The sequence below is a fragment of the Paraburkholderia sp. RL17-380-BIE-A genome (genome assembly GCF_046028085.1).
Lineage (GTDB): Bacteria > Pseudomonadota > Gammaproteobacteria > Burkholderiales > Burkholderiaceae > Paraburkholderia.
Map to the genome: position 1 here is coordinate 1 of NZ_JARESQ010000017.1, position 15,242 is coordinate 15,242.

Here is a 15,242-nt window from a genome sequence, read left to right on the forward strand (position 1 = left end):
TTTCGGCCCACCCCCGCTTATTCCACCCAGTGGGCCTTTGTGGGGGGGGGGGGCTACTTCCCCCGCCCCCCGGCAGGCGTCCGGCGACGTGATGTCGAGCCTCACGCGAGTGGGCGTTTCCGGCTCGTTGCGCCCGGCGACCGTTTCGATCACAGTGTGGCCTCGGCCGAGCAGGTTATCGACCAGATAGCGGCCAGTGAAGCCGCTCGCGCCGGTTACGAGCGTACGGATGGGTTGCTGCGCATGAAAAGACGACATGCTGTTCTCCGTTCACGAGGGTCATCGTGTTGTGCTGCAATATCGCGCGCGCCGTTCGCCGGGGCGCTTGCCGGCGGCGTCTTGCGCCGCCTGACGCGATACGGGCACTTCAAACGGGCTATTATGTCACGCTAGCATGCTGCACTGCCCAACGCGGCACGCCTCGTGCGTAACAGCATGTATCAAACCGCACCTACTTCCTCGATGACACCCGCCACTCCGTCTTTCGCTTCCTCCGCCCAGCACCCGGACCCGCTCGCGTTCGGGGATCTGCAAGGTTGCCGCACGCCGTTCCAGCAACTGCTCGCCAAGGCCGCGCCGCCGGCCGGCACGCCGCTGTGGTTCGCGGGCGACCTGATCAACCGCGGCGCAGAGTCGCTCGCCACGCTGCGCGACGTGATCGCGCTGGGCGAGCGCGCGGTGCCGGTGCTGGGCAATCACGATCTGCACCTGCTGTCGGTGTCCGCGGGGATTCGCAAGTCGAAGAAAGGCGACACGATCGACGAGATTCTCGCCGCGCCGGATGCCGCCGACCTGCTCGAATGGGTCCGGCACCGTCCGCTCGCCCACTTCGACAACGGCATGCTGATGGTCCATGCCGGCGTTCTGCCGCAGTGGGATGCGACCATGACGCTCGAACTCGCCGACGAATTGCAGCGCGCCCTGCGCGCGCCGGACTGGAAGGAAACGCTCGCCGGTTTGTACGGCAATGAGCCGAACCGGTGGAAGCCGGGACTGAAGGGCATCGAGCGCCTGCGCCTGACGTGCAGCGCGTTGACGCGACTGCGCTTCTGCAACGCCGAAGGCACGATGGATTTCAGCAGCAGCGGCGGCCTGAACGCGGCGCCGCCCGGTTGCATGCCGTGGTTCGATGTGCCGTCGCGCGAGACTGCCGACGTGACGGTCGTGTTCGGTCATTGGGCCGCGCTCGGCTTGACCTTGCGCGACAACCTGATTGGACTCGACTCAGGCTGCGTGTGGGGTGAAAAACTGTCTGCCGTGCGACTCGCGCGGAATCCCGCGGAACGCACGCTGACGCAGGTCGATTGCGATAACTGTCGCGCGCCGGGCGGCGGCAACTAAGGCAGTCACTAAGGGCGGTCACTAAGGGCGGTCACTAAGGGCAGCCACTAAGCGCCACAATTACGCGCGGGCAAGTGAGGAAGACAACCAGGAGCGGCAATCGAGCGCGCCAACCAGGGGCGCCACATAAGCGCAGCGACCCGGCCCAACGCCGTTAGGCCGAACGCCCTGATTGATCGACCTCACTAACCTGATTCGCCTGATCGGCCACTTCGATCGACGTTACCGTGGAGGCGGGTGTGGCGGCCCGCTCCACGATCACCGCACCGCTCAGCGCGGCGCCGCTTTGCATCTGCCGCAACGCCTGCGCAATCACGCCTTCCGCCTCCGCCGCCAGCGTGCGACGGTCCGCCCCCGGCGCGAGCGGCGCGCCCACGTAGACATGCGCGGTCAGTGGTCCGCCACGCAGCAGCAGATTCAACGAATCGGCGAGCGACAGATCGTCGATATAGGCCGGCGCGGTGGACTGCCGGCCCTGCGCGTCCTCATACATGATGCACAGCGGCTGCACCGGCACGGACGCCGACACGGCCGCCTGAAACATGTTCGCGTGAAACGGCAGCACCGCGAGTCCATTGGACGTGGTGCCCTCGGGAAACACGCACATCAATTCGCCTGCACCGAGACGGTCGGACAGTTCGTGCATGATCCGCTTCGCGTCGCTACGCTTCTCGCGCTGAATGAACACCGTGTCCAGCTGCTGCGCGAGCCAGCCGACCACCGGCCATTGCCGGATTTCGGCCTTCGAGACAAACGGCGTGGGACGCCACGCGTTGATCACGTAAATGTCGATCCACGAAATGTGGTTGGCGACCACCAGCGCGCCGCGGTCGAGCCGCGCGCTGTCGTTATGCACGACGAGCCGCATGCCGCACAGGCGCAACATCTTCAGCGACCATTCGCGATTGAGCGCGTGCCGCACGTCGGCGCCGGCTTTGGGAAAGCGCGTCGCCACGATCCACATGCCGTGCAGCAGATGAGCGACGAGGCGGGCCTTGCGTAACGCGAGCTTCATGGTCGGGGCGTTCCTTAACGTGCCAATGAGGGGGCCGCTGAACGGCCCGATGCTGCGGACATTAGCGCTGTTCGAATGCGACGTGACCGGACACGATGGTCGCACGCACGCGCGCCGGCAACTCGTAGCCGAGGAACGGCGTGTTGTGCCCCTGGCTCTTCAACGCACGCGGCTCGACGCGCCAATGCGCGTTGCGATCGAACACGCAGAGATCGGCCACGCCGCCCACGGCGATACGCCCCGCCGCTTCCAGCTTGAGCACGTCGGCCGGCGCCGTGGTGATGCGATTCAGCGCCTTGGCGAGCGGCACGCCCGCTTCGTCGGCCCACTTCACCGTCAGCGACAGGAACAGCTCCAGGCCGGTCGCCCCGGGCGTCGCTTCGGCGAACGGCAGCAGCTTTTCGTCGTCGTCGACCGGCGTGTGGTCGGAGCAGATCGCGTCGATCGTGCCGTCGACCAGACCCGCGCGGATCGCTTCGCGATCGCGCTGTTGGCGCAGCGGCGGATCGAGCCGGAACTGCGCGTCGAAGTAACCGATATCGAGGTCGATCAGATGCACGTGATTCACGGTGACATCGCACGAGACCGGCAAGCCCTCCGCCTTCGCGGCACGCATCAGCGCAATCCCCGCCGCCGACGAGACGTGCGACAGATGCACCCGCGCGCCCGTCACACGCACCAGCTCGAAGATGGTGTGCAGAGCGATGGTTTCCGCCGACACCGGCACGCCCGACAGCCCCAATCGCGACGCCAGCGCGCCGCTCGCGGCCACGCCGCCCTTGCCGAGATACGCGTCCACCGGACGCAGCCACACGGTGTAGCCGTAGGTCTTCGCGTATTGCAGCGCGCGCATCAGCACCTGCGTATCGACCACCGGCACGTCCGCCTGCGAAAAGCCGATGCAGCCCGCCTCCGTCAGCTCGACCATCTCGGTGATCACCTGGCCCTTCAGGCCGACCGTGAGCGCGCCGAGCGGATAGACGTGCGCCTGGTTCAGATTGCGCGCCCGGAACTTGAGCATCTCGACGAGGCCCGGTTCATCGAGCGTCGGATCGGTGTCCGGCGGACAGACGAGGCTCGTCACGCCGCCGGCGAGCGCCGCGGCCATTTCGGATTCGAGCGTCGCCTTGTGTTCGTAGCCTGGTTCGCGCAAACGCGCGGACAGATCGACCAGCCCCGGCACGACACAGAGGCCGCGGGCGTCGATCGTCTTCGCCGCGTTGAAGTCCGCGGGCGCGTTGCCGATGGCGACGATCTTGCCCGCTGCGATAAAAATGTCCTGCTGCTGTTCGGTGCCCGCTGCCGGATCGATCAGCGTGCCGCCTTGAATATGAATCTTCATGCGCTGCCTTATGTTCAGCCTAACGTTCAGCTACGTTCCGCGTGATATGCCGCGTGTCCGCACTGTGCTTTCGGGACGCCGCGCCGTGACGCCCATGCGTGACGGCGCACCGCGTCTTTCGGAATTAGTCGTGATTGCCCGCGACGATCCCCATCACCGCCATGCGCACCGCGATGCCGAAGGTCACCTGGTTCAGAATCACCGATTGCGGGCCGTCGGCCACTTGCGAATCGATTTCGACGCCGCGATTCATCGGGCCCGGATGCATCACGATCGCGTCGGGCGCGGCGAGCGCGAGACGCTCGGGCGTCAAGCCCCAACTCTTGAAGTACTCCTGCGCCGACGGCAGCAATGCGCCGCTCATGCGCTCGTTCTGCAGACGCAGCATGATGATCACGTCGACGTCCTTCAGGCCTTCGTCGAGGTTGTGAAACACGCGCACGCCCATCTGTTCGAGGCCGCCCGGCAGCAGCGTGCGCGGACCGATTGCGCGCACTTCCGGCACGCCGAGCGTGGTCAGCGCGTGAATGTCCGAACGCGCGACCCGCGAATGCAGAATGTCGCCGACGATCGCCACGCGCAGCTTCGTGAAATCCTTCTTGTAGTGGCGGATCGTGTACATGTCGAGCAGCCCCTGCGTGGGGTGCGCATGACGGCCGTCGCCGGCATTGATCACGTGCACGTGCGGCGCGCAATGCTGGGCGATCAGATACGGCGCGCCGCTCGACGCGTGGCGCACGACAAACATGTCGGCGTGCATTGCCGAGAGGTTGTTGATCGTGTCGAGCAGCGACTCGCCCTTGCTGGTCGACGACGCGTTGATGTTCAGATTCAGCACGTCGGCGGACAAACGCGTCGCCGCGATCTCGAAGGTGGTGCGGGTGCGCGTCGAGTTCTCGAAGAACAGGTTGAACACCGACTTGCCGCGCAATAGCGGCACCTTCTTCACTTCGCGATCGGTCACGCTGACGAACTGGTCGGCGGTATCGAGAATGTGATTGACGATCGCCTTCGGCAAGCCCTCGATCGACAACAGATGTTTGAGCTCGCCGTTTTTCGTGAGCTGCGGGTTGCCCTTCAGGAAGCCATAACGGAAGCGCTCGGTGGCGCTATCGGCGGAATCCTTGGGAGCCTGGGTGGCGGTGTTCATGATTTACCTGCTTCAAATACGGGCTTCAACGTGATCGGTGTCGATGCTGACTGCGTGTGACGATCCCGAACCGATCTTTGCGCGCGAGGCTGCGGCGACCGACTCGAAAAATCCAGTTTGCGTGGCGTGTGATGGCTCGATGCGATGCGCCAATGGCCACGGCTTCGATGCGCGGCTCGCGCACCTCGCGCCGCATTCAATCGACGCGTGCTTCTGTGTGAAAAGTAAAACCTTGCGAATGAGGCGCGCCGCCTGCTTCGCCGCCGTCCGTGCGGGCCAGCACGAGCGTGGCGTCGGCGGGAACGTTCACCACGCCGCCGACAAAGCGCGCCGCCACCGGCAATTCGCGCCCGCCACGATCGGCGAGCACCGCCAGTTCGACCGACGCCGGGCGGCCGTAGTCGTACAGCTCGTTGAGCGCCGCGCGAATCGTGCGGCCGGTGTACAGCACGTCGTCGACCAGCACGATATGGCGGCCGTCGACCGAAAACGGCAGCGAGGTCGGGCTTGCCTGCGAATGCAGGCCCTTCTTTGCGTAATCGTCGCGATGCAGCGCAACGTTCACCACGCCGAAGCTCGGCAGGTTCAGGTCGCTCGCGAGCCGTTGCGCAAGCCACGCGCCGCCGCTATAGATGCCGGCCAGCACGGCGCCTTCAGTGCCGTCCTGTGCGGCGCCGAGCCTGTCGCCGTACACCGCGCGAATCTGGTCGAGCAACGCGCGATAAAGCGCTTCGGCGTCAATGGAACTCATGATCGTCGGAAAGTCCGTCTAGATATTGCTGGAGGATGATGCTCGCGGCTTCGGCGTCGAGCATGTCGGCGCGGCCGTTGCCGGCGCGGATCTCCGCCTTCGCCTCGACCGACGAATAGCGTTCGTCGATCCACGTGACCGGGAGATTGAAGCGGCCGTTCAGCTGATTGCCGAAGCGCTTCGCGAGTTGCGTCATTTCGTGCGGCGTGCCGTCCGGATGCATCGGCAAGCCGACAATCAAGGCGTCCGGCTTCCATTCGGCGATCAGTTTGCCAACCGCTTCGAACCGGTATTCGCGGCTGCGATTCTGCACGATCACGAGCGGCCGCGCGCTCTTCGTCAGCGAATTGCCGACCGCCACGCCGATGCGTTTTTCACCGTAGTCGAACGCAAGCAGCGTCGCCTCACGTCCGGCCGGCAGACTCATGCGTGACCCGCCTCGCCCGAGAGCATGGACAGGTTGATGCCGAGAAGCGCCAATGCGGCTTCGAGACGCTCTTCGGCGGGCACGTCGAAGACGATTTTCGGGTCGGCTTCGACCGTCAGCCAGCCGTTTTTCGAAATCTCTTCTTCGAGCTGCCCCGCCCCCCAGCCGGCATGGCCGAGCGTGAGCAGGAAACGTTCGGGACCCGTGCCGCTCGCCACGGCTTCGAGCACGTCTTTCGACGTGGTCATCTCGAGACCGCCCGGCACCGACATGGACGAGGTGTACGCATTGCCGTCTTTCGGATCGTGCAGCACGAAGCCGCGCTCGGTTTGCACCGGGCCGCCGAAATACACGGGTACATGGAGAAGGGGTTCGATCTCGAGCTTGAGATCGATGCGACTGAAGAGCGCTTGCAGGTCGATATCGGTCGGCCGGTTGATCACGAGGCCGAGCGCGCCGCGCTCACTGTGATCGCAAAGGTAGACCACCGTTCCTGAAAACGTCGGATCCGCCATGTTCGGCATGGCGATCAGGAACTGGTTGGTCAGATTGATGCGATCGGTACTCTTGGACATAGTTCGGATTTTAGCAAAGACGATGCAGGATGGCGGGCTTTGAGCGTGGAACCGCGATGTGTGCCATGGAGCGTGCCGCGAGCCATCGACGGCGAATCAAGTTGCACTCTATCACGCACGCGGGCGCTCGCCACGGTGCGGCTTCGCGCTGTTTTGCGGCACGGCTGTTGCGTGCCGCCGGGTTGCGCCATGGCGGCCCGGTGCGGGCGCCTTACCAACGGACCAGCGCGCCGAACCTGCGACGGCGGCCGCTCATGCGCCGCCATGTTCGATCGAACGGGTCAACGCGGCCAGCGCGGCATTGCCGCCAGCCGGTGCGACACCCGCCGCCACTTTGTGCAGCGTGGCACGCAGCGCCTCCGCGGCCTGCTCGAGCGTACTCGCCGCCGGTGCGCCCACGATCACATGCGCGCGCACCGCGGGCGTCGACACACCGGCATGCGCGCGACGCCGCCACGCGAGCCCCAGCGCGTCGGCCAGCAGCGCGACATGGCCGAGACCCAGCGCGCACGCGGCGGAGCCGAGACGGTAGGCGGCGTCGCCGGCTTGCAGCGCTTCGCTGGGGTCGGCCTTCTCCGGCTGGTCGGCCGCACGGGCATGCTCGGTCAGCGCGGCGATCGAGGCGTCCGCCGTCTGCAAAAAATCTTCGTACGCGTTCGCGTTGACGGTCAGCACGCCCAATTCGCGCGTCAATGCGCTGCGGGTCGCGCTGATCGCCTGCGCCTGTACCGCACCCGCCTCCCAAAGCATTTCCGACGCCTGGGTGCCCGCGACGTGCCAGTCCACCGTCAAGCCATAGTCGTGCAGCACCTCGACCTGATCGGCGTCTTCCGCCGCGGCGCCAAACAAGGCGTAATCGCGCCACAGCAGCGCGAGCGTTGCGCGCACGAGAGAGCGTGGCGCAAGCTGGATCCCGCGCGCATGATCGGCCAGCGCGAGATTGCAACGCGCGTAGAAACGCCGCGCGTCGGTTTCCGCCGCGGCCCGGCCGCTGACCCGCAAGGCCTTGGCGCAGGCCTTGGCGAGGCGCCAGAAATCGTAGGGATCCGGGCCGGCCAGTTCGCTGAAAACGGCGTCCAGTTCGTCGAGCGCCGCGTTGGTGACGGCAAGCGCCGCCGCACTGCCGGTATTCGCCTGCGAGCGCAGCACCGGCAAGAGCGCGCGCTCATAGCGTGCCCGCAGATGCGCCAGTTGGTCAGCGGACTGCGCGTGAAGCGAGACGGGCGGCACCGGCCGCGCGGTCAACGCAAGATCTTCGAACGCGACGGTAGTGCCGGGCGTGTGCTCGGACAGGTGCGTGCAAAGTGACCGGTAATGGTTGAACAGAACGGGCGAACAGGACAGCTCGCGCAGATTGTGACGCTCCAGCGCGCCGCGGAACTCGCGTAAAGCCGCGCCGAAGACGGGCCGCGCGCTTGCCGCGTCGGACGGGTCGCCCTCCGCGAGGGGAGAAAGCCGCACCAGCGCGTCGGCGAAGCGCTGCGCGCTGAGCCAGCCGGCTCCACGCAATGCATGTGATGCACGCAGCAGCGCCGAAGTGCTCTCGCTGTGCTGTTCGAACGCCAGCAGCGCCTCGGCCAGGGCGAGTTCGGCGGGACGGACGGCGCCGCCGCGCGGATTCGGCAAAGCGTCGAAGGAAACGGGTGCAGCGGATCGAAGGGTCATGGGCAGGCGACACGAAGCTGACGGGCCGTCGCTTCGCGCCGCGCGCCGACTGATCGGCTAACGCGCGAACCGGCGACAGGACAATGACAGACTAACGTTGCGACACGGCGCGCCCAGGGACGTTCCGTATCGACGCATTGGGGCACACTTCAGAGCACGCCTCGCGCGTTCGATCCGGCGCGACGCGCTGGCCGCGAAACACCTGCCAACGCCGCGCCGCAGACACGCGGCGCGCCCCCCAAGGCCGACATGCCGGCCGCCCCCGAACTTCAGATCTGGACCATCTCGAAGTCTTCCTTGCGCGCACCGCACTCCGGACAGGTCCAGTTAATGGGAACGTCTTCCCAGCGGGTGCCCGGCGCAATGCCTTCGTCCGGCAAACCGGCTTCTTCGTCGTAAATCCAGCCGCAAATCAGGCACATCCAGCTTTGATATTCCATTCTTGTGTCGCGTCGTAGAGTCCGTGGAAACGGGAGCCATGATGGTACCGTGTTGCCGCCCCAATGCCTAGCAATCAGAAACGCGCAATCGTAGCCTGCGACGGCCTTTGACTATGCCGTTTGCGTCGGCCGCCACGGTGATTGCGGCGCGATGCCGCGCGCGTGCCGCCGCCCGCTTGCCGCAATGCGTCGCAGAATGCGAAAAAACGCCCCGGCGACGGTTTAGGCCGCATAATTGAGCTGATTGCGCACCCTCTGCGCCCAAATTCAGCTCTTTTTTGTCAATCTTCATGCCCAGCGATACGCCTCCGATCGTCCTCACCTTCGGCCTTTCCGATCCCACCGGCGGCTCCGGCCTGCAAGCCGACCTGATGACCCTTGCCAGCATGGGCTGCCACGGCGTCTCCGTGCTGACGGGCTACACCGTGCGTGACTCGGCGAGCTGCGACGAAGTCACCGGGCTCGACCCCGAAGTGGTCGCGACCCAGGCCCGCATGCTGCTCGAAGACATGCCAATCGCCGCGTTCAAGGTGGGGGCCTGCACTCGCGCGGAAGTGGTGAGCGCGATTGCCGAAGTCGTCGCCGATTACGACGATATTCCGCTGATTCTCGCCCCCGACTTCACGCTCGACGACGAGCACGTCCTCTCCGCCGACGAACTGCGCGAAGCAATCGCCGATCTGCTGGCGCCGCAAACCACCTTGCTGGTCGCCGACGCGGCCACGCTGCTCGCGCTCGCCCAGCCGGACGGCGACGCGGAGGCGCCAAGCCTCGACGCCGCCATCTCGCATCTGCTCTCGCAAGGCTGCGAATATATTCTGTCGACGGAGACCGGCACGCACCGCCACGTCAACACGCTTTTCAGCGAAGACGGCCAGTTGCGTCAGGACATGTGGGACCGTGGCAGCCACCGGATCATGGGGCTGACGGATACGTTGGGCTCGGCGATTGCCGCGTTGCTGGCGAACGGCCAGGAGCCTGCTGAAGCCGTGCGCGAGGCGCAGGAGTATTTGTACCAGGCCGTGCGCAACGCGTTCCGGCCGGGCATGGGCGCGTATATGCCGGACCGTTTCTTCTGGGCCCGCAGCAGCGACGACGATACGCCGCCCGCGGCGGGCAAGGACGCGGCGCCGGGCGAAGCGCGGCATTGAGCGCCAGCACGCGGCTCGCCGGCCGCGTTCAGTAATCCGGGCGCCTGAGTCTACGGCGAGCGCCCATAAAAAAACCCGCATTGTCTGCGGGTTTTTTCTTTTGGGAAGCACGCCTCGCGGCGCGCTTCCCCATGTGCTCCCAACCGGGCCCCGAAACGAGGCCCGATCCGGAATTACATGTCCATGCCCATGCCGCCCATGCCGCCGGGCATGCCGCCAGCCATCGGTGCATCTTCCTTCGGCAGTTCGCAAACAGCTGCGTCGGTCGTCAGCAGGAGACCTGCGACCGAAGCTGCGTTTTGCAGCGCCGTGCGCGTCACCTTCGTCGGGTCGACAACACCGGCGTCGACCAGGTCGACGTACTCGCCGGTTGCTGCGTTGTAGCCGTAGTTGCCTTGGCCAGCAGCAACTGCTGCCACCACGACGCTGGCTTCTTCGCCACCGTTCGTGACGATCTGACGCAGCGGCTCTTCCATCGCGCGCAGCACGATCTTGATACCTGCGTCCTGATCGGCGTTAGCGCCCTTCAGGCCAGCGATAGCCGTACGTGCGCGGATCAGCGCGACGCCGCCACCTGCCACGATGCCTTCTTCCACAGCTGCGCGCGTTGCGTGCAGTGCGTCTTCGACACGTGCCTTCTTTTCCTTCATTTCGACTTCGGTCGCAGCGCCGACCTTGATCACTGCAACACCGCCTGCCAGCTTGGCAACGCGCTCTTGCAGCTTTTCACGGTCGTAGTCCGACGTTGCTTCTTCGATTTGCGTGCGAACTTGCTTCACACGTGCTTCGATGTTCGCAGCTTCGCCAGCGCCGTCGATGATCGTGGTGTTTTCCTTGCCCACTTCGATACGCTTCGCCTGGCCCAGTTCAGCCAGCGTTGCCTTTTCGAGCGTCAGGCCGGTTTCTTCAGCGATGACTTGACCGCCGGTCAGGATCGCGATGTCTTCCAGCATGGCCTTACGACGATCGCCGAAGCCCGGAGCCTTGACAGCAACCGTCTTCAGGATGCCGCGGATGTTGTTCACAACCAGCGTTGCCAGTGCTTCGCCTTCGACGTCTTCTGCGATGATCAGCAGCGGACGGCCAGCCTTAGCGACTTGTTCCAGGACCGGCAGCAGATCACGGATGTTCGACACCTTCTTGTCGTGCAGCAGCACGAACGGGTTCTCCAACACGGCGACTTGCTTGTCCGGGTTGTTGATGAAGTACGGCGACAGGTAGCCGCGGTCGAATTGCATGCCTTCGACAACGTCCAGCTCGTCTTGCAGCGACTTGCCGTCTTCGACGGTGATCACGCCTTCCTTGCCGACCTTGTCCATCGCTTCAGCGATACGATCGCCGATCGACGAGTCGCTGTTTGCCGAAATCGCGCCAACTTGTGCGATTTCCTTGTTGGTCGTGCACGGCTTGCTGATCTTGCGCAGCTCTTCGATTGCGGCCGTCACAGCCTTGTCGATACCGCGCTTCAGGTCCATCGGGTTCATGCCCGATGCAACGTACTTCATGCCTTCGCGGACGATCGACTGAGCCAGGACCGTTGCGGTCGTGGTGCCGTCACCTGCGTTGTCGCTGGTCTTGGAAGCCACTTCCTTGACCATTTGCGCGCCCATGTTCTGGAGCTTGTCTTTCAGTTCGATCTCTTTCGCGACCGACACACCGTCCTTGGTGACCGTCGGGCCGCCGAAGCTGCGTTCCAGCACAACGTTGCGACCCTTCGGGCCCAGCGTGACCTTCACAGCGTTCGCGAGGATGTTCACGCCTTCAACCATCTTGGCACGGGCGGAATCACCGAATACGACGTCTTTAGCTGCCATCTTCTAACTCCTTGAATTCTTTGGGATATGACCGGGAAAAGTAGCGGCTTGCGCTTACTTCTGCACCACGGCCATGATGTCTTCTTCGCGCATCACGAGCAGTTCGTTGCCGTCGACCTTGACGGTCTGGCCTGCGTACTTGCCGAACAGAACGCGGTCACCAACCTTCACGTCGAGTGCGATCTGGGCACCCTTATCGTCACGCTTGCCCGGGCCGACTGCCAGGATTTCGCCTTGATCCGGCTTTTCCGCTGCGGCTTCGGGGATCACGATGCCCGACGCAGTCTTGGTTTCTTGATCCAGACGTTTGACGATCACGCGATCATGCAAAGGACGAAGGTTCATACATACTCCTCTCTTGATTGAGACTGAAGAACGCTGAGAAAACCCGGCTGGCTGAGCCAACCGGCGATGTTGTTAGCACTCTCGTGCAGCGAGTGCTAATTATATGGACGGGTGGTGACAAATTCAAGAAGGGAGGGTGCGGAGATTCAGTTAACTTTGAACGCTGTTCGCTGAGCGTGCATTCCCAATGCACATCCGGACCGCGCCTCGACCGGCGATTTTCCGCTAAAACAGAGACTTAGGAACGAATCGTTATCACCCGTATCGCGTGAGCAGTGCAACGCAATGCCCTGAATAACTGCATTCGACCGCGCGTTACGGCGGCTTCCCCAGGGAAAGCCCTAACCAGGTCGTACGCAAAGCTCCCCGCCGACACGGCAGTCGCTTCAGCCGTTCGACGCCGCAGCATTGTGACGATTGAATGGAAGGAGACGCAACATGGAAAACCTACTGGAAAAGTGGCTGCCCCTTTCCGCGCTGGCTTTGTTGCTCGCTGGCTGCGCGGCGGGCAGCAGCCCGCAAAGCGAAGCGCATCTGAGCACATCGCAGTGCCGCGACCTGGCCGCGCTCAAGAACAACGCCCCTCCGACCGCGGAGCGAAACCGCAGCGAACTGGCTGCTCTCAGGAAAGCAGGCTACGACCCGTCACCGTGGTTCGACCCGCACTACCCGGAGGATCTACAAGCGGCACAGCGCCAGGTCGATAGCTGGTTCCAGGCGGAATGCCAGCAGGCCCCGCCCGCTTGACGGCCAGTTCATTTGAGCTTTAGTTCACCCGACGCGCTTTGACCGACCTCGCGAAGCGAAAAGTCTGCCGTTCAGGACGCTTAACGGACGTTCGCCGACGCGAAGTGGTTCGCTCACCGCAGCAGGGTCATCTGCACGACTTTAGCGATGACCAGGCAGACAGCGACAATGAGATAGCCGCGCAGCACACCCATCCAGATGCGGCTGGACAACGTCAGCCGCGGCGCCGGCAACTCGTTCAACGGTGGCATGCGCCACGTGTCACGCGACTCCTTCGGATCGCCCGACACGTCGCCGTGAGTTTCGCCATCCGCCGACTCCTGGCGAAGCTTGCGAAACCCGGTCGTGCCGGCATAGCCCGCGATCGCAAGCAGCGTGCCCCCACCAAGCACCTCAAGGATGATCTGGCCGGAGATATCTGGGTACATGACAGAAGCGGTGAGGATGATCGACAGCATCACCAGAACCCAGATGACGGCGCCCGTGAACAGGTTCAGCTTCCTCGAATTGACCCACGGACCCAGCACGGCCTTGTCGTTACACAGAAGCAGCAGGAACACCGTCGCACTGGGGAGCAACACGCCAGCAAGCGTTTGCACGGCTTCAGTCAGGAGTCCGAGCGGGCTTCCGGGAATCAGAACGAGCGCCGCAGCCAGCATGACAATGGCAAAGTACACCAGGTAGAAGCCCTTCGCGTCCGTCACGCCGCGGTGAAGCGAGTGGCGAATCTTGAACACGTCGCCGATGGCATATGCGGTCGATAGCGATACCGCCGCCGCGCCGATGATGCAGGCATCGAGCAGCGCCACGGCGAAGATGACGGCCGCCGTGCGCCCCACGTATTTGTCCAGGCCGGCGATGACGCCACCCGCGTCCGTGAAATTGCCAAACTCGGGCTTCCCGGCAAACAGCGCGGCACAGAACGAAATCATCGCCACCGCACCGATCAGCACGAACACAATGCCAATCCACAGGTCTGCTTTTTCGTACTTCATGAAACGCGGCGTGATGCGTTTGTCGACTATGTAGCTTTGCTGGAAAAACAGCTGCCACGGCGCGACGGTAGTACCGACAATGCCGATGACGAGGAGCATCGTGTCGCTCAGTTTCGAGTGGGCAGGCCAGTTGGGAATCAGGAAGTCTCGCGTCATCTGGGCAACCGGCGGGTGAACCGACACCAGCACGGGCACCAGCAAGAGACTCAGCAGGCACAGCACCAGGGCGAAGCGTTCGAAGCGCCTGAAATTGCCTGTGCTGACAGCAGCCATGGTCAGCGCCGCAGCAATGCAGACGCCCAGAACCTTGGAGACGCCGAAGAATTCGAGCACGAAGGTGATCCCGATGAACTCGGTCACGATAGTGAGCGCGTTCAGGATGAAGAGGTCGACAACGCTGAACGCGCCCCAGAATTTACCGAATCGTTCGAAGATGAGGCGCGCGTGGCCGACACCAGTGACGGCGCCGAGTCGCAGCACCATCTCCTGGTTGACGAAGAGGACTGGCACCAGCAGCAGCATGGTCCACAGCAAGGTGGTCCCATAGTTCTGTCCGGCCTGGGTGTACGTACCAAAGGCGCCGGCGTCGTTATCGCCGACCATCACGATAAGGCCGGGGCCGAGAATGGCAAGCAGCGTACGCAAGCGTGCCCACCAGTTGGTGCGCGGCGCAGTGTCGTGGTGGGCGATGGTGCCCAACGCACCCTTGATGTCGCCAATGTGCGCAGAGTCAAGCACGGCGCTGCGTGGCGGTGAAACGTTAGCTGGAGTGGCCATTTTGTTTTCTTTCCCCATTCTGATTATTAAAAGGAAATTGCGCGCCTCGGCCATACGTCTGGGCGTGCACCGTCGAACGACGGAGCCGCGTGGGTATGGCAGAAATAGCGCAGTGGCTTACGAAACGAGAGCTTTGAGGCGTTGCCAGAATGCAGCGAACCTGTGCGGTTCATTGGCATGCAGCGCCAGCATGGCGTCGTAGTGGACGCGCGACTCTTCAACGTGCGGCAGTTTCGACAGAAGGAGGCCGAAGTTCATGATATTTCTCCAGGCGTTGGCTCAACGCGGTTCTCGGAAAGCCAGCGGACATGGAGGTCGGGCGCACTATGCGCGCATTGACGAACGTCTACTCGCTTTCCTCAGGCAAAGGTAAAGGTGAGTGGCATAAGGGATAACTGTCACTGTCCGGCATGGCGGCTCCTTATCGGCGTTCTGGTACGCGTGCTTGCGACACGCGTGCTTATCCACGCGTTGGTTCTCGCCTGAATCGAACAGGCACGAACGAACGCTGCCACGAGCCAACGCTCGCGGCGCGGTGCCATGTAGACGCGCACAAACGCTGCGTCCACATGGCGCTAATCAAGGTGCACGGGAGAGGGATACTACGGCGCGCACCGTCTGCCTGAAGGCAAGACGGCGGCTGGGAAAAGAGAGCGCGGACGTCCTGCCGGTCAGGCAGCGAAACTATTCGAAGGTCGACTACTGCA

The 15,242-nt window shown here is 63.8% G+C and carries 16 protein-coding genes; 3 read left to right on the forward strand and 13 right to left on the reverse strand.

Annotation, left to right across the window (positions count from 1 at the left end; genetic code table 11):
• On the reverse strand, positions 1 to 258 hold a 258-nt coding region (locus P0D68_RS25825; RefSeq protein ID WP_408468767.1), incomplete at its 3' end, for an NAD-dependent epimerase/dehydratase family protein.
• Positions 259 to 462: 204 nt separating this feature from the next.
• Between P0D68_RS25825 and P0D68_RS25830 the strand changes: the two genes are divergently transcribed.
• A complete protein-coding gene (locus P0D68_RS25830; RefSeq protein ID WP_408301097.1) occupies positions 463 to 1,341 on the forward strand; it encodes a symmetrical bis(5'-nucleosyl)-tetraphosphatase in 879 nt (292 codons plus the stop codon).
• 154 nt (positions 1,342 to 1,495) lie between these two features.
• Here the strand turns inward: P0D68_RS25830 and P0D68_RS25835 are convergent, their stop codons facing one another.
• The 8 genes from P0D68_RS25835 to P0D68_RS25870 form a co-directional block, all read right to left on the reverse strand.
• Positions 1,496 to 2,356: a lysophospholipid acyltransferase family protein gene (locus P0D68_RS25835; protein ID WP_408300927.1), complete on the reverse strand. Its 861-nt coding sequence runs from the start codon at positions 2,354 to 2,356 to the stop codon at positions 1,496 to 1,498.
• A gap of 61 nt (positions 2,357 to 2,417) precedes the next feature.
• Positions 2,418 to 3,698, reverse strand: coding sequence for a dihydroorotase (locus P0D68_RS25840; RefSeq protein ID WP_408185908.1), 1,281 nt, complete (start codon positions 3,696 to 3,698; stop codon positions 2,418 to 2,420).
• 124 nt (positions 3,699 to 3,822) lie between these two features.
• Positions 3,823 to 4,848 carry an aspartate carbamoyltransferase catalytic subunit gene (locus tag P0D68_RS25845; protein ID WP_012431924.1) on the reverse strand — a complete coding sequence of 342 codons (1,026 nt, stop codon included), beginning with the start codon at positions 4,846 to 4,848 and terminating at the stop codon, positions 3,823 to 3,825.
• Between the two features lie 196 nt (positions 4,849 to 5,044).
• Entirely contained in the window at positions 5,045 to 5,599 is a 555-nt protein-coding gene (gene pyrR, locus P0D68_RS25850; RefSeq protein ID WP_408300929.1) for a bifunctional pyr operon transcriptional regulator/uracil phosphoribosyltransferase PyrR, read from the reverse strand.
• On the reverse strand, positions 5,586 to 6,026 hold the full coding sequence (gene ruvX, locus P0D68_RS25855) for a Holliday junction resolvase RuvX (protein ID WP_408185910.1): 441 nt from the start codon (positions 6,024 to 6,026) through the stop codon (positions 5,586 to 5,588). Before ruvX ends, pyrR begins: the two co-directional genes overlap by 14 nt.
• On the reverse strand, positions 6,023 to 6,601 hold the full coding sequence (locus tag P0D68_RS25860) for a YqgE/AlgH family protein (protein ID WP_007178990.1): 579 nt from the start codon (positions 6,599 to 6,601) through the stop codon (positions 6,023 to 6,025). The genes ruvX and P0D68_RS25860 overlap by 4 nt, the downstream gene beginning before the upstream one ends.
• A 252-nt stretch (positions 6,602 to 6,853) precedes the next feature.
• Entirely contained in the window at positions 6,854 to 8,266 is a 1,413-nt protein-coding gene (locus P0D68_RS25865) for a FimL-related protein (RefSeq protein ID WP_408185911.1), read from the reverse strand.
• Between the two features lie 269 nt (positions 8,267 to 8,535).
• Positions 8,536 to 8,706, reverse strand: coding sequence for a rubredoxin (locus tag P0D68_RS25870; protein WP_006047743.1), 171 nt, complete (start codon positions 8,704 to 8,706; stop codon positions 8,536 to 8,538).
• A 290-nt stretch (positions 8,707 to 8,996) separates the two neighbouring features.
• On the opposite strand from P0D68_RS25870, the gene P0D68_RS25875 reads away from it, so the two are divergent.
• Positions 8,997 to 9,857, forward strand: a complete 861-nt coding sequence (locus P0D68_RS25875) for a hydroxymethylpyrimidine/phosphomethylpyrimidine kinase (protein WP_408185912.1) — start codon at positions 8,997 to 8,999, stop codon at positions 9,855 to 9,857.
• Between the two features lie 173 nt (positions 9,858 to 10,030).
• On the opposite strand, the gene groL is transcribed toward P0D68_RS25875, so the two are convergent.
• On the reverse strand, positions 10,031 to 11,671 hold the full coding sequence (groL, locus tag P0D68_RS25880; RefSeq protein ID WP_091796573.1) for a chaperonin GroEL: 1,641 nt from the start codon (positions 11,669 to 11,671) through the stop codon (positions 10,031 to 10,033).
• A 54-nt stretch (positions 11,672 to 11,725) separates the two neighbouring features.
• Positions 11,726 to 12,016, reverse strand: coding sequence for a co-chaperone GroES (gene groES, locus P0D68_RS25885; protein WP_007178996.1), 291 nt, complete (start codon positions 12,014 to 12,016; stop codon positions 11,726 to 11,728).
• Between the two features lie 438 nt (positions 12,017 to 12,454).
• Here groES and P0D68_RS25890 point away from each other — a divergent pair, with 438 nt between their 5' ends.
• Positions 12,455 to 12,763, forward strand: coding sequence for a DUF4148 domain-containing protein (locus P0D68_RS25890; protein ID WP_408300932.1), 309 nt, complete (start codon positions 12,455 to 12,457; stop codon positions 12,761 to 12,763).
• Between the two features lie 113 nt (positions 12,764 to 12,876).
• Here the strand turns inward: P0D68_RS25890 and P0D68_RS25895 are convergent, their stop codons facing one another.
• Together P0D68_RS25895 and P0D68_RS25900 are read right to left on the reverse strand one after the other, a co-directional pair.
• Positions 12,877 to 14,535: an NRAMP family divalent metal transporter gene (locus P0D68_RS25895; protein ID WP_408301099.1), complete on the reverse strand. Its 1,659-nt coding sequence runs from the start codon at positions 14,533 to 14,535 to the stop codon at positions 12,877 to 12,879.
• Positions 14,536 to 14,652: 117 nt separating this feature from the next.
• Entirely contained in the window at positions 14,653 to 14,793 is a 141-nt protein-coding gene (locus tag P0D68_RS25900) for a hypothetical protein (protein WP_177205019.1), read from the reverse strand.
• Between the last annotated feature and the right edge of the window lie 449 nt (positions 14,794 to 15,242).